The 25,327-nt window shown below is 57.2% G+C and carries 13 protein-coding genes, 1 tRNA gene and 1 pseudogene; 4 read left to right on the top strand and 11 right to left on the bottom strand.

All coding sequences use genetic code 11. The features are described 5' to 3' along the window. Positions 1–53: 53 nt before the first annotated feature. From TK42_RS17045 to TK42_RS17030, 4 genes are all read right to left on the bottom strand, one after another. Positions 54–1,601, bottom strand: a complete 1,548-nt coding sequence (locus TK42_RS17045; RefSeq protein ID WP_103734724.1) for an MDR family MFS transporter — start codon at positions 1,599–1,601, stop codon at positions 54–56. Beyond that, on the bottom strand, positions 1,594–2,745 hold the full coding sequence (locus TK42_RS17040) for an HlyD family secretion protein (protein WP_103734723.1): 1,152 nt from the start codon (positions 2,743–2,745) through the stop codon (positions 1,594–1,596). Before TK42_RS17040 ends, TK42_RS17045 begins: the two co-directional genes overlap by 8 nt. Then, positions 2,742–4,223, bottom strand: coding sequence for a TolC family protein (locus TK42_RS17035; protein ID WP_103734722.1), 1,482 nt, complete (start codon positions 4,221–4,223; stop codon positions 2,742–2,744). The genes TK42_RS17040 and TK42_RS17035 overlap by 4 nt, the downstream gene beginning before the upstream one ends. 260 nt (positions 4,224–4,483) lie before the next feature. Continuing rightward, positions 4,484–5,224 (bottom strand): helix-turn-helix domain-containing protein, encoded by a 741-nt coding sequence (locus tag TK42_RS17030; RefSeq protein ID WP_103734721.1) that lies wholly within the window; start codon positions 5,222–5,224, stop codon positions 4,484–4,486. A 332-nt stretch (positions 5,225–5,556) separates the two neighbouring features. Here TK42_RS17030 and TK42_RS17020 point away from each other — a divergent pair, with 332 nt between their 5' ends. After that, a complete protein-coding gene (locus TK42_RS17020; protein WP_032879713.1) occupies positions 5,557–6,945 on the top strand; it encodes a lipid II-degrading bacteriocin in 1,389 nt (462 codons plus the stop codon). Positions 6,946–7,025: 80 nt separating this feature from the next. Then, positions 7,026–7,580, top strand: a complete 555-nt coding sequence (locus TK42_RS17015; RefSeq protein ID WP_103734719.1) for a hypothetical protein — start codon at positions 7,026–7,028, stop codon at positions 7,578–7,580. 110 nt (positions 7,581–7,690) lie between these two features. Here TK42_RS17015 and TK42_RS17010 read toward each other — a convergent pair whose 3' ends face one another. From TK42_RS17010 to TK42_RS17000, 3 genes are all read right to left on the bottom strand, one after another. Next, positions 7,691–8,569: a PoNe immunity protein domain-containing protein gene (locus tag TK42_RS17010; protein WP_103734718.1), complete on the bottom strand. Its 879-nt coding sequence runs from the start codon at positions 8,567–8,569 to the stop codon at positions 7,691–7,693. A 92-nt stretch (positions 8,570–8,661) separates the two neighbouring features. Continuing rightward, entirely contained in the window at positions 8,662–9,261 is a 600-nt protein-coding gene (locus tag TK42_RS17005) for a hypothetical protein (RefSeq protein ID WP_103734717.1), read from the bottom strand. A gap of 13 nt (positions 9,262–9,274) precedes the next feature. Beyond that, entirely contained in the window at positions 9,275–9,859 is a 585-nt protein-coding gene (locus TK42_RS17000; RefSeq protein ID WP_103734716.1) for a papain-like cysteine protease family protein, read from the bottom strand. A gap of 534 nt (positions 9,860–10,393) precedes the next feature. On the opposite strand from TK42_RS17000, the gene grxD reads away from it, so the two are divergent. Further along, the gene (gene grxD / locus TK42_RS16995; RefSeq protein WP_103734715.1) at positions 10,394–10,711 is read left to right on the top strand and encodes a Grx4 family monothiol glutaredoxin; all 318 of its coding nucleotides are present in this window, start codon (positions 10,394–10,396) and stop codon (positions 10,709–10,711) included. 246 nt (positions 10,712–10,957) lie between these two features. After that, a pseudogene (locus tag TK42_RS16990) lies at positions 10,958–12,157 on the top strand (IS4 family transposase); the annotation flags it as partial. 83 nt (positions 12,158–12,240) lie between these two features. Here the strand turns inward: TK42_RS16990 and TK42_RS16985 are convergent. From TK42_RS16985 to TK42_RS16970, 4 genes are all read right to left on the bottom strand, one after another. Next, a complete protein-coding gene (locus tag TK42_RS16985) occupies positions 12,241–12,720 on the bottom strand; it encodes a pentapeptide repeat-containing protein (protein WP_081883329.1) in 480 nt (159 codons plus the stop codon). Then, entirely contained in the window at positions 12,717–23,063 is a 10,347-nt protein-coding gene (locus tag TK42_RS16980; protein ID WP_256584600.1) for a filamentous hemagglutinin N-terminal domain-containing protein, read from the bottom strand. Before TK42_RS16980 ends, TK42_RS16985 begins: the two co-directional genes overlap by 4 nt. A gap of 30 nt (positions 23,064–23,093) precedes the next feature. Beyond that, positions 23,094–24,815 carry a ShlB/FhaC/HecB family hemolysin secretion/activation protein gene (locus tag TK42_RS16975; RefSeq protein ID WP_103734714.1) on the bottom strand — a complete coding sequence of 574 codons (1,722 nt, stop codon included), beginning with the start codon at positions 24,813–24,815 and terminating at the stop codon, positions 23,094–23,096. Between the two features lie 401 nt (positions 24,816–25,216). Then, a tRNA-Lys gene (locus TK42_RS16970) sits at positions 25,217–25,292 on the bottom strand. Between the last annotated feature and the right edge of the window lie 35 nt (positions 25,293–25,327).

The following is a 25,327-nucleotide window of genomic DNA, read 5'->3' as shown; positions in this document are numbered from 1 at the left end:
GGGCTCCAACCAAACGCAGTGGGCTGTACAAGTTCAACACCTCCTTGGCGTGGTTAAGCGTTCTTGGCTGACTGCCGTAATGCCAAGGCCGCGACACCACACAAGATCAACGCGATACAGGACACATAGAACGCATCGCTATAGGCCATCAGGTACGCCTCGCGACGCACGGTGTGGATCAAGCCCTCGATAACCTGCTGTTGAGCGGGCAACAGTTGGTTGAAGATAAAACCCTCGCTGTCAGCCATGCTGGCGCGCAGGCGTTCCTGCAAGGACGGGGAAAACAGTGTGATCGACTCCCCTACCCGCTCGGAGTGAAAGCGTTCGCGCAGGGCGACGATCTGCGTCAGGCCCGCCGTACCCACGGCACCGCCAAGGTTACGCAGCATGGAGAACAACGCCGAGGCAGAGCCGGCTTCGTCTTTGGCCAGCCCGGACACCGCCAGTACCGAAAGCGCCACCATGATCAGCGGCTGCCCGATGCCCCGTACCACGGTAGAAGGAATAATCACGTTGGCAGCGCTGTCCACGTCCAGGTGCGCACCGAGGTAACACCCCAGGGCCATGATGAAAAAGCCACTGGCGACCATCAGTTTCGGGTTGAGCCACTTCATCAAGCGCGGCATGAACGGCGCCAGTACCAGTTGCACCATGCCGTAGGCGATCAGACTGATACCAATCTCCCGAGCGTTGTAACCCTGCAACTGGGAGAGGTAATTGGGCACCAGGAATACCAGGCCGAACGTGGCCCCGCCGAAGATGAACATCGCCGCGCTGGCCACTCCGAAGTTGTAGCTCTTGAGCAGGCGCAGGTTGATAAAAGAGCGGCTGCCATACAGCTGCGACAGTACGAAATACACCAGGGCAACGCCTGCGACCAGTGACATCCACACAATGAAATCGGAGCCGAACCAATCCTTGCGCCCGCCTTCTTCCAACACGATCTGCAAGCCACCCAGGCCAACGATCATGGCGATGATGCCGCCCCAGTCGCCGCGTTTGAGCAGGCTCAACTGCATGGGCTTGGCGTCGATGGACCACGCCACCGCCAGCAGCAAGAGAATACCCGGGGCCAGTTGCAGGTAGAAAATCCAGCGCCAGGAATAAGCATCCGTCAGCCAGCCACCGATGGACGGCCCGGCGGCCTGGGCAACGCTGTTGGACAGGGCGAACAAGGCCATGCCCATGGCAATCTTGCTTGGCGGCAGCTCGGTGATGATCAACTGGAATGACAAGGGGATAAGTACCGCGCCGGCTGCGCCCTGGATCACTCGAATGATGATCATCACCGCAAGGTTGGGCGCCCAGGAGCAGGCAATGGACGCCACCAAAAACACAAACGAACCCACGAGCATCACCCGGCGCAGGGAGAACACCTGCACCAGCCACGCGGTAAGCGGGATCATCACAATCTCCGCGACCAGGTAGGCGGTGGAGATCCACGAGCCTTCCTCGAACGTCGCCCCCAGGGAACCCTCGATCTCCGGCAGCGCGGCGCTGGTCACGTGTACGTTCATGCCGGCCATGAAACAGCCGAACAGCCCCCCGATTACCGCTACCCAGGCGCGAAAGGAGACGCTCTTTTCAGCCGCTTCAGTCATGTGCAGCGCCCTGCTTATCTGGGCGAGTGTCCACCGTGGTGATCACCGACATGCCCGGCAGAATAGGTCCGCCTTCGTCATGCTCATCAATGACGATCTTCACTGGAAAGCGTTGCACGATCTTGGTGAAATTGCCGGTGGCGTTGTCCGACGGCAACAGCGCGAACACTGCCCCGGAACCTGGCGAGAAACTCATCACATGGCCCTTGAGCTTGCGTCCTGAATAGCTGTCGATGCTGATGTCCACGGGTTGGCCGGCACGCATGTCGCGCAACTGGGTTTCCTTGTAGTTGGCCACCACGTAGGCCTGCTGCAAGGGCACCACTGCCAGCAGCGGCAAGCCTGGCGCGACGTACTGGCGGGTGCGCACTTTGCGCTGCCCCACCACGCCGTCGATGGGCGAGCGAATCAAAGTGTCTTCCAGGGCATGGGTCGCCAGGTTCAACTGCGCCTGGGCCTGACTGCGCCGGGCAATCTGCTGCTGGAGCGAAGCTTCGGCCAATTGGCGTCGGGTGACGGCCACGGTCAAGCGGGTTTCCTGTTGGCGTTGCATGGCCTTGGCAATTTCTACCGCGGCATTGGCCTGGGTGTAGCTGGCGGCGGCCGTTTCCAGACGCTGGGCGCTGGCGGCGTGGTCGCGCACCAACCCTTCGTAGCGGCGCTGGTCGAGGCTTGCGCGGCGCAATTCTGCAGCCACACTGCGGGCGTGAGCCTCAGCCTGGGCAACGCCGGCTTTTTGCTGGGCGATCAGGCTGTCAGTGACTTTCAAGTTGGCCTCTTGCGCTGCCACCGAGGCCTGGGTCTCGGCCAGTTCTGCACGAGCTTGTGCCAAGCGCGCCTGGTAGTCACGGTCCTCAATTCGCACCAGCACGTCCCCGGCCTTGACGGGCTGATCGTCCTCCACCACCACCTCGGCCACATAGCCTGAGACCTTCGGGCTGATAGGAATCCAGTCGGCGCGCACATAGGCATCATCGGTCTGTTCCAGGTAGCGGCCGACCGTCATCCAGTACACGCCGAACACCACCGCAGCGATCAACAGCGCAGCGCCGCCCAGCAGGAGCAGATGCCTTTTGCGGCGTGGGCTGCGCGTATGCGCCTGTTCATCCTGGACAGCAGTTTTTTCATCAACGGCGATATTCATGGTTGGGTACCGGAAAAAGTGGTGTGAGCGTGGGTGTGCGCTGAAGGCTGCCAACCACCGCCAAGCGCCCGAAACAGGCTGATCTGGCGTTGCAGCAACTGGCCGTCGGCGTCGGCGCGGGTGGCCTGCAAACGGATCAGTTCACGTTCGCTGTCCAACACGTCCAGAAAGTCGATAGACCCGGCGTCATAGTTGAATTGGGCCAACCTGTAGGCGTGGCGGCTGCTGTCCAGTGCCTGGCTCAAGGCCGCGTGGCGCTGGCGTTCGCCGTCATATAACGCCAGGGCCTGGCGCACCTCCTTGAGGGCCTTGAGCACGCTGGCCTCGAACTGCGCCACCTCCACCTGCTCAAGCGCCCGCGCCTGGTTGACCCGCGCGCGGTTGGCGCGCCAATTGGGAAACTGCCAGGTGATCAGCGGGCCAATGCCGAACATCACCGCGCTGCTGTCGCCCAGCTCATGGAATTTGTTGGCTGAGGAAGACACTGAAGCACCGAAGGTGACCTTGGGATACAGGTCGGCCTGGACGATATCCACTTGCAGCGTGGCCGCCTGCAACGCTCTCTCGGCCTGACGGATATCGGGGCGGCGCGCCAATAATTGCCAGCCATCGCCCACCGGCAGTTCGGCATTGAGGTGTGGAACCACCTCACAGCTCGCAGCGCCAGCGCCTTGTTCCAAATCAGCCACGCCGGTCAGCATTGCCAGTTCATACAGCGCAGCCTGTCGACGCGCCTCCAGCATCGGCAGCAAGGCCTGGGTTTCGCCCTGCAAGGCTTGCATACGCGTGTATTCAAGGTCCGTCACCACACCGGCCTGGCGCTGGCGATCGATCAACGCCAGGCTGCGCCCGACCACGTCCAATGAATGACGCTGGACCTTGGCACGAGCACCGAGGGCACAAGCATTCACATAGGCGCGGGTGGTTTGCGCCACGACCGTGATGCGCAACAGGTCCTCGGCGTCCTGCGCCGCCGCGGCTTGCACCTGGGCTCGTTCGATGCTGCGCTGGACCTGGCCCCACACATCCACTTGATAAGCCAGTTCAAAGCCCGGGTTGAACGCCCACTGTGACGGCGCATGGCTATCGGTGGCCTTGGCCAGGGTCTGGTCATCGGCCGTCTTGCCGTACTCGGCGCCCAGTGACGCCTGGGTGGCCGGCCAGCGCTCGGCATCAGCCTGCATGATCCCGGCCAGCATCGCCTGCACATGGGCCTGGGCCGCCGCCAGGTCGCGGTTGTGCAGCAATGCCTGCTGCACCAGCCCATCGAGTTTCGGGTCGTTGTACAACTGCCACCAGCGCTCGGGTAATGCCCGGGCCGAAACACCTTGCGGCAAGTGGCTCAGGGTATTGATGCGCTCTGGATGTGACTGTGCAGGCGGGTGAGCAACCCAGGACGAACAACCCGCCGACAACGCCAGCGCAATGCCCAGCAGCGCAACACGGCCATGCCATGGGGGAAAAGAAGGCGAACCCATCGAAGAAATCCAGAAGGCCAAGTAGAGACCCAGGGTAAGAGCGCGACGGAGTGCGAATCTCCCGAGTTCCGGACAACCATCGTTTTGATTGGGACAAGGTGCGGGGTGGCTTGGCAGTACTCGGGGCAAATGTGGGAGGGGGCTTGCTCCCGATGAGGGAGTATCAGTTAGCAAATCTGTAACTGACCTACCGCCATCGGGGGCAAGCCCCCTCCCACATTTGAACCGAGGCTGACAGGGAAGCCTATCGCCAAGTCAAATCACACCAATCGACAGTTACTCGGGGGGTAACCCATAGTGCGCTTGAACATCGCAGTAAACGCACTCGGGCTCTGATAGCCATGCTCCAACGCCACTTCCAGGATCGACACACCACAGGCCAGCCGCTGCATGCTGAGCAACAGCCGCGTGCGCTTGCGCCATTCGCCGTAACTCATGCCCAACTCCTTCCGGAACAGCCGCGCCAAGGTGCGCGAACTCATATTGAGCTGTAGCGCCCAACTCTCCAGTGTCGATTCCTGGGAAGGGTTGTCGATAAAGCCCGCACACAACAACTTGAGCCTCGGCTCATCCGGAATCGGCACATGCGCCAGCACCCTTTGTGCCCTGTCGAGCTCCGAGAAAATCAACTCGACAATCTGTGCGTGGCGCACCAATGCCGCCTCACTGTCGAGCTTATCCCCGGCAGCGATAATCAGCTCACGCAACAGCGGCGAAACCCTGATGACCTCGCACTCCGTCGTCAAGCCACGATGCGCCCCCGGCGAGATCAACAAGGTGCGCATACGCACTTCACCGGTCATGCGGATCTGATGCTCCAGCCCCGAGGGCACCCACAGTGCATGCCCGGAAGGCACCACCCAGGCGGTCGCCTCCACCGACACCAGCATCACACCGTTGATGGCATAAACGAGCTGGCCCTCGTCATGTCGATGGGGCGCCACGATGTGGCCGTGTCCATAGTTAGCGGCGAGCGCAGCTAATGCGGTAGGCGCGTTCATTTCAGCAGGCCATCGCGGCGTTTGCTCGTTTTGAGAGAAGCGCGCTATGTCGGCAGTTGCAGGAAGAGGCTGTGGGCATCATATCGTTTCTCCTTTCTAGGGCAGACCGCCAGGAGCGTTCGGCGCGTCTTGAGTGCGGAAATAACCCGTACATCAGAAAAAATGCACAAATGCATATTTTTGCCTTGAAAACCTCACTGTATGGATACACAGTATCAGCAGGCCTCATCTTATGCCGATTCATCGCTAGCGACGAGCAGCGCGGCGAGGCCGAGCCAGAGGGGTAATTCCCAGCAATTGACCGAAATATATATCGATAAGGATATCGACTCATGACTATCGTTCTTCCACCCATCGTCGTCACTGCCACCGAGCCCGGTTACCCGGCAAATCCTGGAGGCCTGCCGTTTCCCGCGCCGAACCCGGCGGTTGTGTTCCAAGGGCAGATGCTGGAACGCTTTGCTTATTATCGCCAGGGGTTGTGGCGCGAGATGCTAATCAAAATCGCCAACGAACAGGTCACCTGGGGAATGACAGGAGGGCCAGCGCCAGGGATCGTCCATGATTTGCAATCGGTGCCGTTTGCAGATAGCTACCTTTACTTTAATCCGGGCCTGACTTCTGGCCATGGTTTGAATTACGCCCAGCAATATTTCCAATCAGGTGGCGTAACCTCCTCTCCAGGCCTCTCGGGCGGAGACCTGACTCCGGTCGCGGCCGTTGGACACTTTCTTTACGGCAAAGGTACTCCAACCGAAACCTCAATCAACCTATTCGGGCTGAACTCACCGAGCATCTCAAGCGCTGTGTTCAATGATGTTCTAGCCTCAGCGCCAATTGGAACGTCGCCGATTTCCATTGGCAATATTCCTTTTACGCCAGACGCCACGTCCTGGCAGCTTGCAACGTGGATAGACAATCTTTCCCTGACCTTGCAAGGCACCCTCAATAAGGGTCAGGACGGTAGTTATCAATTTAACGGCTCCGTATCCGCCGCCAACCACACCTACGATTCGATGCCTGCCGGTTTCAAAGCGGCCATCGGCGAAGCGGCTGCAAATACGCTTCAAAGCGTATTTGACGCTCATGGCGCTATGCCCTTTGAGGTCGTGATCAAAGGCGAAACCGCAGTTACCGTTACCAAAGAGCTCACACCCGATGAAAAGGCTGCCTATACAGACGCTGTCAGCTTCGTATCGACCGCCAACGAACAAATGCTTCAAAAATATGGTGCCAACTTGAGCAAAGTCGCCCAAGACATGCAAGCTGAGATCGCTGGCAAGAAAGTCAGAAGTTATGCAGAAGCAATGGCGACCTTTGAGAAAATCAGCGCTAACCCCGCTATGAAACTGAATGCGTTGGACACCCAAGCAGTGGTCGATGCGCTGAATGCACTGGATAAGGCGACCTTTGCGGATAACATCACCCGTTTGGGCAAAGCATTCGGTGTGGTCGGTAAAGTCGTACAAGCAGAAGCCATCCGCGAGAAAACCGTTTCCGGTTTTCAAACCGGCGACTGGAAGCCTCTGATGCTTGAACTTGAAGCGATGGCAGTCGGCACAGGTGCTGGAATTTTGCTCGCCACCAGCATGGCGTTCTTCTTTCCTGTTTTTGCGTCGGCTGCCGCTGGAGTCGTCGTGGTGGCCTTGATGATGGCAGCCACCGCTGCCTATTTTGATGCAGCCAAAGTCGATGAGATCAACAACCTGATTCTTAACTAAAACAAAGGGTCCGGGCGAGCCGAGTCTTGTCCGGGCCCAGCGTGTTAGGATTAAAAATCGTACAACAGGATTTCCGAGCAATGAACAAGTCAATCAAACAGTGCATACCTCTGCCCTATTTATTCATTGCAATGACCATGGCACCTATATTTTTCATAGCTTTTTTATTTCCTGCAAAGGCCACATCCGCGCCCTATACAAATATTGAAAGCTTCATAAACACCTACCTGCTCGGCGTGGTAGGGTTTTGGTCGTCTAACTTCCCTTTCAGCTCCACAGTCATAACAAACTACATTGGCTTGCTCGGACCGATATTTGCGGTGATCTTTTTCTTGAAGGTCCGCAAGGGGATGATCATCGATGCCGATCAATATGCAAACATGACCATCAGCAAATATCTGTTCGGCTTGATAGTTTTATCGAGCTTTATCTATATGATCGTATCCGTGAGCTATTTTTACCCGCATGATCTGGCGGCTCACAACTTGAAATGGCGATTGTTTGGCACACACCTATTCACATATGCAATATTCTCTTCGGGCGTGCTATTTATTATTTACTTTATTACCTTGATCTCATACTTCTCTTTATTATACATACCGAGACTTTTAATAAAAAAGAATAAACAGCGCTAGCTTCACGCCATATAGCAAGATGACGGATAAAAGGATATTTAGTCCCGAAACAGGTGTAAGCCTATTTCGGATTGGAGACCATATCCCCTTCTCCCACTGCCACACCAATACTAGTGCCTTTTGCTGTCTCTACGGCTTTTCAGCCCCAGCAACCACCCCCACCACCCAGACTCGGCACTTGAATTAGGTGTTGGTATCACTTTCTCATTGGGATGTAGCAAATCACCCGGATAGTGCTCGTGCCCAATGCAATCGCTGTCCTCAAGCCCAAATACTTTCACGGCGGCGACCGCCTCAAAACACCAGCGGCCGAAGTAGCTTCCCATCTCAAGTGGGTGCATTACCGGATCACCATAAATGTACCACCACGGTTGCTGTTTACCGCGCCTGTTCAGCTCTGGATACCAATGCTCCACGAACGCCAGCAGTAGAGTTGCTTGCTGCGCCTGTTGCGCATCAATTGCCTTGAGCAGTCTCGCATATGGCTTGGCATGTAGCAGCTTCTCCCCAATTTCCCGCTCTGGTTGGCGGTATGCAATGATCCGATCCAGCAGAATGTCCTGCCCCCCATCACCTATTAACGCAACCAATCGAAGCCACTGCTCATCGGGAATCTCCAGAGTAAGCGCTAGCCCCACCAACCAGAAACAATAGATGTAATGGTTTAAATCGGTTAGTTCGAAGGTCCAGTCTCGGCAAGTCTTAAGATCATTTTCAGCGCATATTTTGTCGGACTCTCGGTTGGAAATTTCCCATGCATCCAGGACGCCGGGGAAGAATGTTGCAATCGTCGTAATATTTCCACCACTCGAGTAGCCCCGTATAGCCGCACGCAAATTATCTTTGGCAAAGTCGAATGTAAATTGCGCTCTATATACGGGATTAGCCGAAGGCTCCGACAGAATCTTACTGACACGCTCAATCCATTGCAGATCTTTTGCCTCATGATCATCCCAATACTGCTTATTTCCCCAAGGTGCACGAATCATGGAAAAACTCCATTCAACGCCGCCTTTTTACAGGCGGCGCCTTTATTTACAAGGCAAACCCGGACAGTGTCCGGTGATTACCTAAGGGTTGATCAACTGCCCAACAGTCCACTGGTGTCCGCGTCGAAGCGCTTACGGGCCTGATCAGCCGCCGGTTTGAGCAGCATGAGCAGCGCCGCCTCACTGTACAACTGAGTGACCGCCAGTTCCTTGGGGGTCGGCTCAATCGGGATCAGAACATCTTCGCTGTCTGCGTGCAGCCAGATTGCCACAACGTGCAATGCCGAGATGAACAGCACTCGCAGCTCAACGGTTTTACCTTGCAATTGCGGAGACTGTTCCGCCATTTTCAGCGCATCTACCGTCGCCGCAGCCAGGGGCCCGTGGTTGAGCGAGGCGAACTCGACATGCCCGCCTACGTCGGCCAATTGCGCATCCGCAATCGTCACGCCATCGGCAAACACCAAGTAATGCCAATCGCCGACCTCAGCGTCTTTCAGACCTTTACCCTGAGTCAAATCCTCGAGGGTGAGCGAGTAGCCACGATAGGCTTCGCTCAGCCTGATGTTGCCCGGTGCGGCGGCCGCGAATGAGTGATTGCGCCCCAGGCCCTGGGTTTGCAGCGCGGCTTGCAACGCCGGACGCAGTGTCTGTACGCCGTTTGAGGGCGCCTTTGGATAAATCAGTTGCATGATGCAGCCCTCCTCAGTTTTTTACGGTGAAGTAAGTGTTGGTCCAATTGCCGCCGCCGTTGTACGAACCAGGGAACGCGTTCAACGCACGGGTCGAGTAACCGTAGATCGAATCTGCGATCAACAAGTAGTTGCCGTTGGTCCCATAGATCACCAAAAAGTGCGCACCGCCACCGTACCAGGCACAACGCAAACCGATGGGGCGGCCCCTGTTAATCTGGTTCTGGATGGCCGACATCTGCAACGAGCCTTGATTCATGCCGTTGTAGCTGCGCGTGGTTCGTAAGGCGGAATCCAGATAGCCGTAGACGTTGCACGGTCCAGGTTGGTTGCAGCAGTTGCGGTCAAGCTCGCTGCTGGCTACACCGCACTGGGTCCAGGACCCGGTGCCGTAGTAGTTGCCGACCGAGGCAGAGAGCGCCGCCCAGCACCAATTGCTCTGGGTTTGTCTCTGCATGCTGAAATTGAGACTGGCGGCAGCCATTGCTTGGGGCTGAGCAGCCGCTTTGACTTCGACCAGTTGCGGATCGATCAGATGACCGACCAGGCAATTGGGCGGTGTGTCGCCGGTGAGTCGGGTTGTTTCAGTGGATAACATTTTTCAATCCTCCATGAGTGAAAACCAGCGTCCTGCTGGTAAACGTGTAGCGGTGTTGTTGAGCTATCGACGTTCAAGGTGGCCCATATTTGATGGGGGCGTTGCGATCTGGCTCGAGGTAACCCTAGACGCGAATATGCATATACGCAAATATGAAAATGCATTGGCGCATATTTTTGATGAGTGCGCGGAGTTTGTCTGGCAGGGTGAACCTATTTCAGGACTAGACATGGAAAAAAATCTGTCCCCTTTTTCTACGAGGAAGGGATGTTGACAACTAAAGATACGTATTTCAGCCGCGACGCTCACCGCAACTCCACCTAGGGCTTTATATTTAACTTCCGCCAGTCACTCCCTTTTATATTCAAAACTTCTAAATACCTCTAAACCCATAGCAAAATATACCAAGCAACTGTCATACTTGACAGTATCCACCAAGTAAAAACACGGCTATAAATCTCTATATGAATACGTGCAACATATCCCCCTATTGATACACCGGAAACTTTATAAATTTTTCAAACAAGTTCCGTAATGAACATACACACAAGAATCGATGATATTGTACAAAGCCACAATATCGTTCTGTTTATGAAAGGTTCCGCACAGTACCCTATGGATGGTTTCAGTGCAAAAGCCATTCAAATGTTGGAGACCTGCTTAGATCCAACCAAGATACACACAGTTGACGTTCTTGAAGACGACGAGCTACGACAAGGAATAAAGGATTATTCCAACTACCCTACCATCCCGCAACTCTACGTTAAGGGAGAGTTCATTGGCGGGAGGGATATCATAATAGACATGCATGCAAGCGGAGAGCTCCAACAACTGCTAAACGCCTCCGAATAAAACACTCTCTCACCAATACTAAATCGCCCTTAACGAAGAGGAAAAAAGGGGGCAGATTTGAATGGCACTTACTTAACAGCTAACTAGCTGATTCAGCTGCAAAAAAAATGAAAAAAAGGCCGTCCTTGGTCTACGGTGATAGTTGCGAACACACACCACTCGAACAAGGACAGCCCGCGTGAATCGTAGACGTCAAATCGTCAGGCATCAACAGCAGCGCGCTCATCAGCACGCAAAAAACAGCAATCCCAGGCCATGAATGCAGACCGCTCTTGCCAGAATGCCGTGAACGACTTTTCAATCAAACGCTCTTGCAATGGGTTAAAGCCCAGCAGCGTACACACCGGCGCTTATTGCAAAGCACGGGCGCGGTTGCCGGTAGAGATGGTGTCAACATTGTTGCGCTCCACGGGATCTGCGATGAGTCACAACGCGCCAGCGGCATGGCGCTGGATGGGTCGCCCGGTGCGCCTCATGGATGGCACCACGGTGACCCTGCCGGACACCGCCGCCAACCAAGAGGCTTATCCGCAATCTCGTGGTCAGAAGCCCGGGCTGGGTTTCCCCATCTGCCGTTTGGTTGGGATTATTTGCCTGGCCAGCGGTTCCGTTTTAGACGCCTCGCTGGGACGCTTTCGAGGCAAAGGTGGTGATGAACAAACACTTCTCAGAACGATGCTCGACACGCTGAACCGAGGCGACATTGTGCTGGGTGATGCCTACTACGCGACGTACTTTTTGCTGTGCGAACTGCAACGTCGCGGGATCGATGGTGTGTTCGAACAATACGGCGCCAGGCGGCGCAGTACCGACTTTCAACTTGGGCAATCGTTGGGTCCGGAAGATCATTTGGTTGAGCTGAAAAAGCCCCCACAACGACCCTCCTGGATGAGCCAGACGTACTACGACGATGCACCGCAAACACTGACAGTACGTGAACTGAAAACCGGTGGAAAAATCCTGGTGACCACCTTGAACTGCCCACAGCAAGCGCCCAAGGCTGGGCTGAAATCTCTGTACAAGGACCGTTGGCATGCTGAGTTGGATCTGCGCAATCTCAAGACAACGCTGGGGCTTGAAACGCTGAGCTGCAAGACGCCTGCCATGGCCGTCAAAGAGTTATGGGTGTATCTGCTGGCGCATAATCTGATTCGGATGATCATGGCCCAATCGGCGCTATTGGAGGATTGTTTACCGCGAGAGCTGAGCTTCAAACATAGCCTTCAGCTATGCCTTGCACTGAGGCATTACGGAGCGGGAGAAGACGACGAGGACGTGTTGAGCCTGCTCAAATTGATTGCCCGAAAACGTGTTGGAAATCGACCCGGTAGAATCGAGCCCCGCGCTGTAAAACGAAGACCCAAGCCTTACCCCATGCTGATGCAGGCACGAAGGCTGGCAAGGGCCGAGGTACGCGAGAATGGGCATCCGAAGAAGGTTAAGTAAGTGCCATTCAAATCTGTCCCCTTTTTTTCCAAGTCTTCTTTAGCTCTCACTTCCAGAACCTCAAACAAAAAAAACATTTCCTTTTACTTTCTTAACAACCCATAAACTCCTGGACTGAAGCCTTCTGGCCACTTAGTTAAATTATTATATACCCCCCCCTGAAGCTTACACGCTTCCAACCCAACAACACTGACATCCGCCCCGGAAAAATCAGCGCCTCGAAAGTCGCAACCATCTACATTAGCGCCCTTTAAATTTGCCAAGCCTAAATCCACATTAGAAAAATCAGAATACATTAGTAACGCCCCAGACAAATTACTCCCCCTCATTCTAGACCCTGTCAATATTGCATTAACCATTGAAACATTTTCCATGCACACATGATCTAACACAGAAAAATAAAAAACGGAATTCCTCAGATCACCACCTGTAAAATCAGCCCGACTAAAATCCAGATACTCAAATATAGCACGATGAAAATCTATCCCCTTAAGATCCGCTCCGACAAAGCTTTCAATAGGAAGCTGTAAATTGTCACCCGTCTCAAACCTTACAGTAATCATCTGTTATCCCAATCTAAAGGTGAAATCTCAAGATTAACGGTTGGCCTTTTCTTACTAGCTTTGTAGCTAGTCAACACACCAGGATCTATCTCAGGCTCCTTACCAAGTATTTTAGCTGCAATATATCTATGATTCCCATCCACAATAACATTGCCATCCATTTTAATTGGTGGAGCAACATCCCCTTTAAGGAGCCTATCAACGTACCGTTGAATCATTGGCAGAGAAACACCATCTTGCGCACTAATAGTTTTGTCATCCCTCAGTGCTTTCTGGATAATTTCTGGAGTTACATCGCTTCCTTTAGTTACCAGTGGCTTTGCATTTGCACCGCCCGCTTTTTTAACTCCAAACAGCATAGCTGTCCACTTGGAAAGCATACCCACCGTCTCAGGGGCTATGTCAACGCCTGCTTCCCCAGCCGCGTTACTCGCTGCCTGCAAAGCACCATCGACAATGCCTACACCAACCACCTTCAATCGGGAGTTGACGTTCAGCAAGTCAACTGCCCCCAGCATGCGTTCCACCTCATCAGGTAGGTCACCGTGGGCTCGTACTTGAGAAATCATCTCATGGGTTTTGTCATAGCTCGCCACCCAGTCGCCATAAGCTTCCTTGCACTTAGCAGGATCGCTTTCACAAATAGCATTCAGGCGTTTTTCGTTAGCCTCATTCAAATCAGCATATTTATTGATGACGTCCCTGCAACTGTCTGTTGCAGTACAGGTTTTAGCCTCACCAATGAGCGCTTCAACCTCCTTGTGCTGCAGCTCGTTATAAATTGTGCCCTGCTGCGCTACCCACCCCGCTACCTCCTGGTCTTTTGCACTCCCACCCACACCTGCCGCAACCGTCATTCCGATTAGCTGGGAAGTCATGGCCAACACGCGATCGTGGGCCTCGCCAGGGAATAACTTCTCACCGAACGTTTGTATCAGGGCTTTATTCGCGCCAGCAGCAATAGCACCAGAAGCGAAATCTCCTCCTGCCGCTTCGGCGATTAATCCTCCGACAATCGCATGCACTGCCACCTTAGTGGAAAGGTTGGAACCAACGAGTTCGGTCCCCACACGCTCATAAATCATTCCAGAGAGAACGCTGGCAGTCAGATCAATAGCTGCTTGACCGATATTCTTAGTAAAACTGCCGCCATTGGTGACAGTTCTCAGCGCCGAGTTGACCGCCAATTGCCTCCCAAGGTCTGCGGCAGTGAATTCACCGGTGACGCCGGCAAACTTCGCTATCGCCCCACTGAGCCCTGCGATTGCATAGCCTTTCAGGCTATCGCCCGACGTCACATCCTTGGCAATATCGCCTAAGTTCCCTTTGTTGTTGATGGTACTTGTCGCGCCTTTGACTGCGACCGCAGTAACCACCGAGTTCGCAACGAGACCGGTTGTTGTAGTAGACGCCGCTCCCACAAGACCCGCTCCAGCGCCCCAGGTGAAGTAAGTGACAATGATGGCGATGACCAACGCCGCGCCACCACCCAGGCTTGAGTTGTTGTACTTGAAGCTATCGTGAACTTCTTGGACCTTGCGCCAATCCACGTCCCCGCGCTGCTCGGCTTCTTTCAACCAAGCCAGTTGCGGGTCGGCCTTAACCATCACATCAATGGTTTGGCTGACGGTGTGCTGATCAATGTGCTTGATATCAATCTTCAAACCATCGACCGCTTTAATCACGACGCTACCTTGCGCAATCATCTGCGTCTGACGTAGCGTCTCGTCGGTGTTGCCTTTGCCTTTGGAGCTCGTCCACACCATGTCACTCTTGCTCTTGGTGTGGCTCTCGTCATGCAGATCCTTCACCGCCTCAAACGTCACCGCCCCGCCACTGACAATCGCAATATCCCCACCACTCTCAAGCTTCGCCGCCTGATACTTCTGATCCCCACCGCTCTCCAGCGTCAGATCCCCCCCAGTCTTGATCTCGCTCCCGACATTCCTCACATCGGTCACTTCATCACGCTGAGTCTTCTTGCTGCCCCAACTGCCCTTCTTGCTCATGTCATACAGCGAGTAATGACTGTCCTGCGCCGCCAGCATTTGCAGTTCGTTATCCGCATGCACATAGGCTTCGTTGCCCGCGCTGATTTTGCTCGCGACTAGCGTGAGGTCAGTGCCGGCGATGGCGATCAGGTCGCCGCCGGCTTTGAGTTCGGCGCTTTGTTGGGTGACGTCGTCCAGTTGGGTGGTGGTTTTGGTGCCGCCTTTTTTGCCTTTGGAGTAGTCGTGTTGTTCGTTGGCGGCGGCGGCCAGGGTCAGGTTTTCGCCGGCTTTGACGCTGAGGTCTTTTGCCGCGCTTACGGTGCTGGCGACGACTGCGATGTCGCGGCGGGCGTCGATGGCGAGGTTGCCGCCCACGTCCACGGCGGAGGCGTGTTGCAGGATGGTTTGCTCGGTGCCGCTGATGCGGCGGAGTTGGTAGGCGTAGTCGTCCTGTTCGGTCTGGCTGGCGATCAGCACATCACGCCCGGCGGTCACGCTGGCGTTGCCACCGGCTTTCAGGTTGCTGCCGACGTTGAGCACATCGCGCCCGGCATTCAGCTTGAGCGTGTCGGTGGCTTCGAAGCGTGAGGCTTCGCTGGCCACGTCGTTGCGCAATTGGTAGCCCTGGCCGTCCTGTTTGAAGGTGGTGACGGTGCGTTCGTTGATGATGTCGCCGGTCACGGCGGTGGCGCTGATGTCGCGGCCATTGACGATGCCGCCACGGCTGTTGCGGATCGAGTCGGTGGCGAGCATTTCCAGGCGGTTGCCCGCTTGCATCAGGCCGCTGTTGTCGATGTTGCCTGCGACCATGTTCAGGTTGTTGGTGGCACGCAGGGTGCCGCTGTTGTGCAGGTCGCCGCCGGTGATCAGGCTCACGTCCTGGCCCTGGATCAGCGCGCCGTTGGGGGCCAGGCGGTTGTTGGCCTGGGCCAGGTAGAGCACCGGGGTCAGGACTTTCTGGCCGTTGACCTCGGCTTCTTCCATCCACACGATGTCGTGGGTCAGCGCCGCGACTTGCTCGGCGGTGAGGGATACGCCCAGTTGCAGGTTGAGTGAGTCCTTGTAGGAGATGGCGTTGTCCATCAGGTAGCGGAACAGTTGGTCATCGCTGGCGATGCCGTTGATGTAGCGCTGGCCGGTACGGGCCACCACGGCTTCGCGGATCAGGCGCTGCTCGTACAGGCCGTCGCCCAGGCGCTTCCAGCTGGCGTCGGGGTTGTAGCCGAGTTTGCCCAGCAGGTAGTCGGAGCTCATGAATTGCTTAAGGTCGGTGAGCGCCGGGTTGGTTTCGATCAGGTATTTGTGGCTGTTATCCACCGGGGCGATTTCCGGCAGGCCTTGCACGCGGGTGATCGACGGTGTGCGGCCGTCCAGGACCAACGGGCCCTGGCCGTTGACTGCGCCGCTGACGGGCTGGCCGTCGAGGTTGAAACCGCGTTCTTGCACGGCGGTGTAGTCGAGGGTTTTCTCGCGGTCAGCGGCGGTGATGACACGCCCGTTGACGCTAAAGTCCCCGGTGGCGGTGTCCGCTTTACTCGCTGCGCCGCCTTTCGCTGCCTGGCCGCTGAGACGGAACAGGCCGTTCTGGCTGGTCGGCAAACTGAAGCCGGGCAAGGTCACCGGGTTGACCTGGCGCTGGGCCAGGTCCGGAGGAAGTTGCGCGGTGATTGCCGGTTTTACGGTGGAGGCAAATACATCCGAGTTGGTGTTGCGGTTGGCCGCCGGGGTGTCGATGTTGGTAGCGTTCGGGCGGATGACGCTGTTGTTGATTTCTTTGGTTGCGTTAACGGTGACCGAACCGGCTGCCTGGATCACCGCTTGGGCGATCACGCTGCCAGCGGTGGGGACGGTGTAGTCGATAGGTGATGTGAAGAAGGTGTCCGAGAACCTCGTCTTCTCAATGAACTGGTCGAACGTGTACTGACCCGGCTTATAGTCACTTGAGCTGGGATCGTTGCTACGGTTGAACTGTTCGACTTCGCTCATCAGCAATGAGTAAGCCGACCGGTTACGCGTGTAGTAGGCGTAACCGAAATTACGCTGCTCACCGCCGGCAGCGCCGGTGTTGTTCAGCACGTCGGTGTTGATCAGGATGTTTTTAGCGGCCGATACCGAGCTGTAGAGGTTATCGAACGTCTGGCTGCCTACCGTGAGATCACCACCGGCATTGATGAACGCGGAGGCGGAGCTGCCTTTGATGACGTCCTCATAGGTTTCGACGCCGCTGAAACTCAGCTCGCAGCCTTTACCTTTGCAGTAATCGTTGCCGTAGACACCGATGCTCCCGGAGACCAGGCTTTTCTCCGTGGTGAACTGGTCGCGGCGGTTGCTCAGGGTATCCGTCAGCAAGCGCATGTTGCCGTCGCTTTCCAAGGTACCGGAGACGTTTTCAATCAGTGCACTGCGCCCGTTGGCATCATCGCGTGCGATGTCGAGGCCACCCAGGCTGTAGACATCACCAAAGCGGTTGCTGAAGTCGTTGACGCGCAAGGTCATGTCCTTGCCGCTGAACAACAGGCCTTTTTCATTGAGCAGATGCGTGGCGTTGAGGCGAACATTCTCGGAGCCGCCCAGGGTGCCGTAGTTGTTCAGGGTGGCAGCGTTGACCGTCAGGTTGCCTACCGAGGTCACGCGACCACGATTGGTCAGGACGTTGGTGCTCGTGACCTGGGTGATTGCACCACCACCAATACGAGCATTCTCACCCAGGTCCATGTTGGCGGCGGCGAGGGTCATGTCGCCCAGGCTACTGACCCAGCCGTTACCGCTATAGCCGCCGGTGAGGGTCAACTTGAGGGTGCCGTCACTGGCCAGCAGGCCGTCGTTGGTCCAGGTGTCGCCGGTGCCGGTCAGGCTTTGTGCGCCGAGCAATTGGCCGCTGGCGGTCTGGGTGAATTGGCCAATGCCCAAGTTCAGTCGTCCGGCCTGGATCACACTGTTGTTGGTCCAGCTTGCTGCCTTGATATCCAGTTGGCCGTTGGTGACGAAGCTGCCACCGGCACGGGTGACCTGGTCGGAGGTCAGGTCAAACGTGCCAGTGCCGGTATGCACGATGCGCCCACCGTTGTTGTCCAGGCTGCCAGCTTGCAGGTTGAGGGTTTCGTTGGCGCTTTCCAGCGCGCCGAAGCGGTTATCGAACAGGCCCGTGGTACGAATATCGGTGGTGCCGACCCGGCCCATGGCGCGCAGGTTGCCGCTGACGTTGTTGATGGTTTGCGCGGCAAGGCGCAGGGTGTCGTCGCTTTCAATCAGGCCATAGCTGTTGCTCAGCGTGCCTGTCAGGCCGAAATCAATTGCGCGGGCGCCGACCTTGCCACCATTACCGACCTCAGTGCCCTGGTTATCGAAGTTCGCGGCCGTGACTTTGAGCAAGGTGTCGGCATACACACCGCCGCCCTGGTTATTCAAGGTGCTGGTGACGATGCGGTTTTCACCGCCCAGCGCCGACAGATGCCCCATCTGGTTGAGCAACCCGTCCCTGGCTGTGATATCCAGCGATTGCGCCTGGGTGATGCCGCTGCCGTTATCGAACAGGCCGGTGACCAGCTTGATCCAGCCCTTGCTGCTGTTGAGGATGCCGCCTGCGGTGTTGGTTACGCTGGCCGCTTCCAGGTCCAGGTTGCCACTGAGGCTGTCGACCCGACCGCCCTGGTTGTTCAGGGCGCCACTGAGGCGCAAGCGGTTTTCGGTCTGGCTTTGCAGCGTGCCCTTTTGGTTGTTGAGCGCTTGAGCGGCAAGATCCAGCTTGCCTTTTTGGCTGTAAATCAAGCCGTCTTGCTGGTTGTGGATGTCACCGGCCAACAGCTTGATCAGCAGGTCTTTCTGGCTGGCGAGCGTGCCTTTGGCGCTGTTATCCAGGTCGCCGTTGGCAAGGGTCAGGTCGAGTCGATCCTGGCTGACCAGTTGGCCGCCACGGTTATCCAGGCTGGCGGCGTTCAGCAACAAGGCTGCTCCACTGGCCAGACGGGCGTTGTTGGCGTTGATCAGCGCACCACTGAGGGTGCCTTCCAGGGTGCCCTGGCTGATCAGTTGCCCGCCGCTGTTGTCCAGGCTTTGACCGGTCAGGGAGATATTGGCCGCGCTGATCTGGCCGCCACGGTTGAGGATTTCACTCTGGGCGTTGTTGAAGTCCAGCTGTTGACCGGCAGAAATCAAGCCGCTGTTGCCGTTGTCCAGGCGACCGGCAACGGTGAGGTCAACATCGGCCTGGCCGGAGATGATCCCTTGGTCATTGTTCAGGCTGGCCGCGCTGAGGGTTTGTTTGCCCTGGCTGACCAGAGCGCCCGCTGCGTGGTTATCCAACGCGCCGGTGAGGCTGGTTTGCAGGGTGCCGCTCTTGCTCGACAACGTACCTTCGGCACTGTTGTCCAGGCTGCCGCCCACTACCGCCAGGCCATTCCAACCGGAGATCAAGCCCTTGTTGGCGTTGACCACTGTATCCGCTTCAAGGCGCAGTTGATCGGCACTGAGGATGACCCCGCGATCACCGTTGTCGATGCGCTTGGCGGCGACGGTGAACGCCGTCTGGCTGGAGATTTCGCCTTGTTCGCGGTTGGTCAGGTTAGCCAGGCGCGCGAAGGTCAGCGGGCCTTTGGCGCTGATCAAGCCTGCGCTGTTATCGAGATTGCCGCCTTGCAGGTCGAGGGTTACGGCGCGTTCGCCGATCAAGCGGCCCTGACGCTGGATCAGCTGTTGGACGATGAGCTTCAAGTCGCCCTTGGCTGAGATTTCGCCATCCAGGCTTGAGTCGACTGTTTGCCCGGTCAGGGTCAGGTCCGCCTGGCTGTTGATCAACCCGGCAGTGTTATCGAGGTTGGCAGTGGTCAGGTTCAGCGCCTGTTGACTGCCGATCACACCCGCACGGTTATCCACATTGGCGGCAGTGACGGTCTGGCTACCGTCGCTGACGATTCGTCCGCCCTGGTGATTGTCCAGCGCGCCGGTGTTGAGCGTCTGTAGCGTGCCGGCCGAGAGGCTACCTTTGTCGCTGTTGTTCAAGGAGCCTGAGGTGATAGTCAAAACCGTAGCGGCGGATATCTGCCCCTGGTTATGGTTATCCAGCACACCGGTGACCTTCAGGTCCAGCGCACCACGGCTGGCGAGCGCGCCACGGGCCTGGTTGTCCAGGCTGTCGGCTGCCACTTGCAGAACGCTCTTGGCGGACAGTACACCTTCCACGCTGTTATCCAGCGCCTTGGCGATACGTACCTGCAGGCTGTCGCCACTGATGACTTTGCCGCCGCGGTTATTCAGCGCATCGGCCATCAAAAGGAATGACTGGGTGCTGGAGATTTCACCGCCCTGACTGTTGTCGACGTTGCCCAGGTTGTTCAGCAGCAGTTGGCCCGGTGTCGCGATCAGGCCGTGGTCGCGGTTGATCAGTTGCCCATGGTTCAAGTCCAGTTCGATGTTGGTGTTGCTGACCAGCTCGCCACGATCATGTTGGTCCAGCCCGGTCAGGGTTGCCTTGACCGTGGACTTGGCGAAGATCGAACCTTGTTGGCTGTTGTCCAGTCGCCCTGCGTTGAGGGTGATGCCAGCGTCACTGCTGATGCTGCCGCGCTTGCTGTTGTCCATGCCGGCGCTGCGCACGTCCACCTGTTGCTTGGCGCTGATCACACCGCCCTGGCTGTTGTTCAGCGCAGCGCTGACCAGCGTGGCTGTGCCATCGGCGAGTAGTTTGCCTGCCTGGTTGTTCAACTGGCCCTGAGTGGTGATCGACAACACATTGGCTGCGGACAAAATGCCGCCCTGGCTGTTGTCCAGCGTACCGGCCTTGACGGTTAACGCGCCCTCGCTGAGCAGCGTGCCCTGCCCTTGGTTGAGCAGGTCGCCGGTCAGGGTGATATTCAGGTCTTTTTGGCTGCTGATACGACCACCCTGGCTGTTATCCAGTTGGGCGCCGTTCAACACAAGGCTCTCACGCCCCGCCAGCAGGCCTTTGCTCTGGTTGAGCAGACGTTGGACCGTGAGCGTCAGGCCGCTGTCGCCGATCACCTTGCCGGTGGTGTTGTTCAGTTGATCGGCGACCACCAGCACCTTTGCCTGGCTGGATATCTCGCCTTGCTGGTTAAGGATGGTCTGGCTGCGCAGGTCCACGCCGTGGGTGGCAGCGATAAGGCCGCCGTTGCGGTTATCCAGGGACGTGCCGGTCAGGTTCAGCGCACCGTCGCTGACGAGTTCGCCCGCTTGTTGATTGAGCACACCGACCGTTGCCTGCAAGTCGCCCTTGGCGCTGATGCGACCGGCGCTGTTTTCGAGCCGGTCGGCGTTGAGGGTCAGCGCACCATCGCTGCCCAACTTGCCACCGTTGCTGTTGTTCAACTGATTCAGTTGCACGTGCGCTACGGCCTTGGTGCTGATCACGCCCGCTTGGCTGTTATCCAGATCGCCGCCGGTGAGGGTCAGCGCGCCGTCGGCAATGACCAGGCCACCCTGGTTGATCAGGCTGTCGCCGTGCAACGCCAGGGTAGTTTTGCTGGACACCAGGCCGCCCTGGCTGTTGTTCAACTGCCCTGCGGTTATTTGATGAGCCCCCTGGCTGACGAGGTTGCCTTCATTGCGATTGTCCAGCAGCCCGGCGACGGTCAGGTTGATCACGCCCTGGCTGGCGATGGAACCTTTGTCGCGGTTATCCAGGCTGGCCGCCTGTACCGTCAGGCTGGTGGCGGAGAAAATCCCCAGGCGGTTATCGATGGCACCGCTGGCGGTCACGTTGAGGTTGCTGCCCAACAATTTGCCGGAACGGTTATCCAGGTTCGTGGCAATCACGGTGGTCTGGCTGGCAGAGATTTCACCCGCCTGGTTACTCAACTGCCCGGCGGTTACACGGGCCTGCGCCTGGCTGGCAACCAGACCGCTATCGTTAGTCAGTTGGCCGGCGTTGAGCGCCAGGTTCTTGAGGCCGATCACGCGACCGCTCTGGTTATCCAGTGCAGCGGTTACCGTAACGTCGGTGCTGTTTTCACTGTGCAGCAGACCATTGGTGCGGTTATCCAGGCCGGTGGCCGTGACCTTGAGCGAGTCCTTCCCCAATACACGACCGCCACGGTTGTCGAGTTGGCCGGCGTTAACCACGGCGTCTATACCGCTCAATGTGCCACCTTGATTGTTCAAGGTTTGGTTGGCTGTCGCGGTGAGGGTTCGGCTGGCAACCACGCTGCCGCTATTGCTCAGGTTCGCCGCGTGCAGGCTGACATCGCCATTGGCATTGCGGCTTTCATCAGCGTTGACACCGGCTTCGATGATGCCGCTGTTGACCACCGTGCCACCGCTGGTAACGGTGATACTGTCGCGGGCCGCCAGGCTTTTCTGGTTGTTCAGGCCCGCTGTGGTTTGCAGATCGATTCGCGTGCCGGCATACACAGCCCCAGCAGCGTCTAATTGACCGGCCTTGACCACCACCGCTTCGCTGGCTTTGGCATTAGCCATGCTCAAGCGTCCATTGGCATCGAGCTGAATATCCCCCCCACTGGCCATCAACGCACCGTCGAGCTTAACGCCCACACCGGCTTCAGTCCCCACCAGCTTGATCGCCCCGGCATACATCCCACCCAACGCCGTCGAGTCAATCGCCAGCTCCGGCTTGGCACTGCCGTCATCGGCGCGGGTGGTGGCGTTCAAGGTCTGCGCATTTACATCATTGCGCCCAGCAACCACGCTCAAGTTGCGCGCATTGATCTGCGCATTGATCTTGGCCGAGCGGGTGATGATTTCGAAGCGGTCGACGTTGCTGGCGTTCAAGCCCTGGCCGTCGATAGTCACGGCACCGCCATCGACTTGGTAACGGTCCAGGCGGCCGTTATCGAGGATGGGTTTGCCGGTGGTCAGGGTAACGTTGGGGGTGTTGATGAAGCCGCAGCCACTGCAGGTGATGCCGTAGGGGTTGGCGACGATGACCTTGGCCGACTGGCCCGCCACTTCGGTGTAGCCGCGCAATTGGCTCGGGCTGCCACCGTTGACTTCGTTGAGGATGATATTGGCAGCGCGGCCCTGCAGGTTCGGGTTGCCCAGGATGATGCCGCCCAGTTGCGTCGATTGAGTGCGTTCGGTGGCGTTGTTGAGGATCACGCCGTTGGTGCCGACGTTGTAGTCCTTGAACTGGTTGTGGGACAAGCCACTGCCATTGGGGGTGGCGATGTTCACTACCGGCACGCCATTGCCCGCCGCGCCCACTGTGGTGCCGGGGGCGCTGACCACGATGCCTTCGGCCTGGGCCAGCAGCGGTTGCCAGAACAGCGCATTGGCCAGGATCAGCGCCAGGCCACGTTTGGGCAGGCCGAGGAACGCGTCACGGCTTTTCAGGGCAGCAGAAGGCTGGCGAACCAGGAAGGCAAATTGGCGAACATCCATTTCAAATTCTCGTTGCAACTGGGCGTTGAATTACAGGAAGAAATCCATGCGGAAGTAGATCGGTGCTTCACGCTCAAATAGCGCGGCCGGTCGTTCCAGCGAGTGGGCAAAGGTCACGCTGGTACTGACGTGTTGGCCGCGGGCGAACAGCTCAAGCGAGTTGCTTGAGACGCGGCCGTGCACTTCGCCGTTGTAGCGACCGTTGCGGATCACGCCCTGGTCGTAGCCCACGCTGGCACCGTATTCACCGAACACCGGGCGCAGCCAACCGAGGGTCACCGGGCGGCTCCAGCGCAGGTCATTGCGCCAGTAGCCGCCACTGTCGCCGGTCAGTTGCTGGTCCTTGTAGCCACGTATCGACGCCGAGCCGCCGAGGCTCATGCGCTGGGGGCTGAACAGCACGTCTTCACTGCGCTGGCCGGTGGCCAGGCTGGTGAAACTGAACGACTCGCCCCACAGCGTGAACGGTTGCAGGTAGCTGACGGTGGCGGTGTATTTGCGGTAGCGGGAGTTGGCCAGTCGATTGCCGTTCTGATCGCGCTCATGTTGGGCCTGGGCATCAAGCAAACCAATGCCGTCCTGCATACCGAGGTCAATGTTGACAAAAGCACTGCCAACTCGCCGACCGTGGTTGATGCCCCACTGCAACTCGCTGAGCCGATTGCTGCTGACGGCCAAGCGGCTGTCTTCGATGTAATTGTTGGTACGCAGGTGGGACAGGCCGACGTTGAGCGAGGTTTTGCTCACGGCATCACGGTGGATCACCCGCTCAGCGCGCAACTGATGGTTTTCACTGTCCCCGGTTTGCTTGAAGTCGAAACCATCGCCCTGGACGACCGAACGGTAGTCGCTCTGGTTGTAGCTGTAGCTGAAGTTCCACCAGCCCCAGGGCACGTTGTAGTACAGCATCGCGTTCTTGGAGGTTTTCTGGTGATCGCTGACGGCGTCGTGGCCGCCGCGCAGAATCAGTTGATCGGCCAGGCCCAGCGGGCTGTCCCATTCAAAGCCGGTACCCCACTGTTGTTCGCCGGTGCTTTTCTGGCCATCGTTGTTACGCGACAGGCTGGCACGCCATGGCTTTTGCGGGTTGTTTTTGACCATTACCGAGCTGCCGCCCACGGCCTCGCCCGGCGTCAGCTCCATCTGTGCCTGATTGGACGGTAAACGGTTGAGTTGATCGACAGCCTGCTCGATTTCTCGCAGGTTCAATATCTCGCCGCTTTTGCCGGGAAAGGCCATGGCCAGTTCGCGGTCCGACAGCTTGCTGCTGTCGGCGCCCTTCAGGCCTTCAAGCTTGCCTTCCACCACCAGGACTTGCAGATGCCCTTTGGACATATCCTGCTGCGGCAAGTAGGCGCGGCTGGTCACCAGGCCTTTGTCGATGTAGTAGTTGGTGATGTCTTTGAGCAGGGCATTGAGTTGTGCAACGCCCAGGCACTGACCGGCGTACGGTTTGAGTAGACGCTCGCGTTCAGCGGCAGGCAGGTGGTCGGCACCCTGGAGTTCAATGGTCTGGATCGGGAAGCAACGACTGTCCACCGGGGCTGCCGGCGCTTCGGGCCTGGCCGCTTTGCCGGGCAGTTCCTTGAGCTGCTCAAGACGGCGCTGCTGATCTTCCAACAGGCGGTTTTGCCGCTCGCGGATCAGGTCCTGATCACCCGGCAGGGTCGCCGCCATCACGCAGTGGGAAGCGAGGCAGGCAAGCAGGGCAATGCTCAGTGAATACCGAGTCCGTGGCAGTGAGGCAGACATGTTCGATCCATCGAATTTACGAAGGGTGGCAAATTAACATCGACCACCTTTCTCGCCAATAATCTGACCAAGCTTTAGGAAAAGCCCTAAAAAACACGCAACCAACTGATGGCTAACGAAAAAAATCAAATAGGAACAGATCTCGCTTGAAGTTTCTGGTTGTTTTCCGACCAGCGGTATCAAATTTGATACACATTGAACACGCACACGAACGACCGGACTATTCGGCCAACACCGGTCCGCGTATGAGTATTTGATTGATTTAAGGAATGTCTGGACGACAACGGGAATCTGAGCAGCCGCTGACCCAAGGTCGACTCGGCCAGGCCAAATTACAGGCAAAAAAAAACCCGGAAATCCTCACTTGCGTGGGCCTTCCGGATTTTCTAAACCGCCAAAAATGGTGGGTCGTGTGGGATTCGAACCTACGACCAATTGGTTAAAAGCCAACTGCTCTACCAACTGAGCTAACGACCCGCTGTGTGGTGGCGCGTATAATACTGATTTCTAAG

Origin of the sequence: Pseudomonas sp. GZJR-8 (genome assembly GCF_002916705.1) — a bacterium.
Lineage (GTDB): Bacteria > Pseudomonadota > Gammaproteobacteria > Pseudomonadales > Pseudomonadaceae > Aquipseudomonas > Aquipseudomonas synxantha_A.
The sequence above is the reverse complement of the archived record's forward strand: the minus strand, read 5'-3'. Positions and strand labels throughout refer to the sequence as shown.

Bases quoted from the DNA above. Each gene is read 5' to 3' on its own strand.
- TK42_RS17045 (WP_103734724.1), bottom strand. From the start codon at position 1,601: ATGACTGAAGCGGCTGAAAAGAGCGTCTCCTTTCGCGCCTGGGTAGCG.
- TK42_RS17040 (WP_103734723.1), bottom strand. From the start codon at position 2,745: ATGAATATCGCCGTTGATGAAAAAACTGCTGTCCAGGATGAACAGGCG.
- TK42_RS17035 (WP_103734722.1), bottom strand. From the start codon at position 4,223: ATGGGTTCGCCTTCTTTTCCCCCATGGCATGGCCGTGTTGCGCTGCTG.
- TK42_RS17030 (WP_103734721.1), bottom strand. From the start codon at position 5,224: ATGAACGCGCCTACCGCATTAGCTGCGCTCGCCGCTAACTATGGACAC.
- TK42_RS17020 (WP_032879713.1), top strand. From the start codon at position 5,557: ATGACTATCGTTCTTCCACCCATCGTCGTCACTGCCACCGAGCCCGGT.
- TK42_RS17015 (WP_103734719.1), top strand. From the start codon at position 7,026: ATGAACAAGTCAATCAAACAGTGCATACCTCTGCCCTATTTATTCATT.
- TK42_RS17010 (WP_103734718.1), bottom strand. From the start codon at position 8,569: ATGATTCGTGCACCTTGGGGAAATAAGCAGTATTGGGATGATCATGAG.
- TK42_RS17005 (WP_103734717.1), bottom strand. From the start codon at position 9,261: ATGCAACTGATTTATCCAAAGGCGCCCTCAAACGGCGTACAGACACTG.
- TK42_RS17000 (WP_103734716.1), bottom strand. From the start codon at position 9,859: ATGTTATCCACTGAAACAACCCGACTCACCGGCGACACACCGCCCAAT.
- grxD (WP_103734715.1), top strand. From the start codon at position 10,394: ATGAACATACACACAAGAATCGATGATATTGTACAAAGCCACAATATC.
- TK42_RS16985 (WP_081883329.1), bottom strand. From the start codon at position 12,720: ATGATTACTGTAAGGTTTGAGACGGGTGACAATTTACAGCTTCCTATT.
- TK42_RS16980 (WP_256584600.1), bottom strand. From the start codon at position 23,063: ATGGATGTTCGCCAATTTGCCTTCCTGGTTCGCCAGCCTTCTGCTGCC.
- TK42_RS16975 (WP_103734714.1), bottom strand. From the start codon at position 24,815: ATGTCTGCCTCACTGCCACGGACTCGGTATTCACTGAGCATTGCCCTG.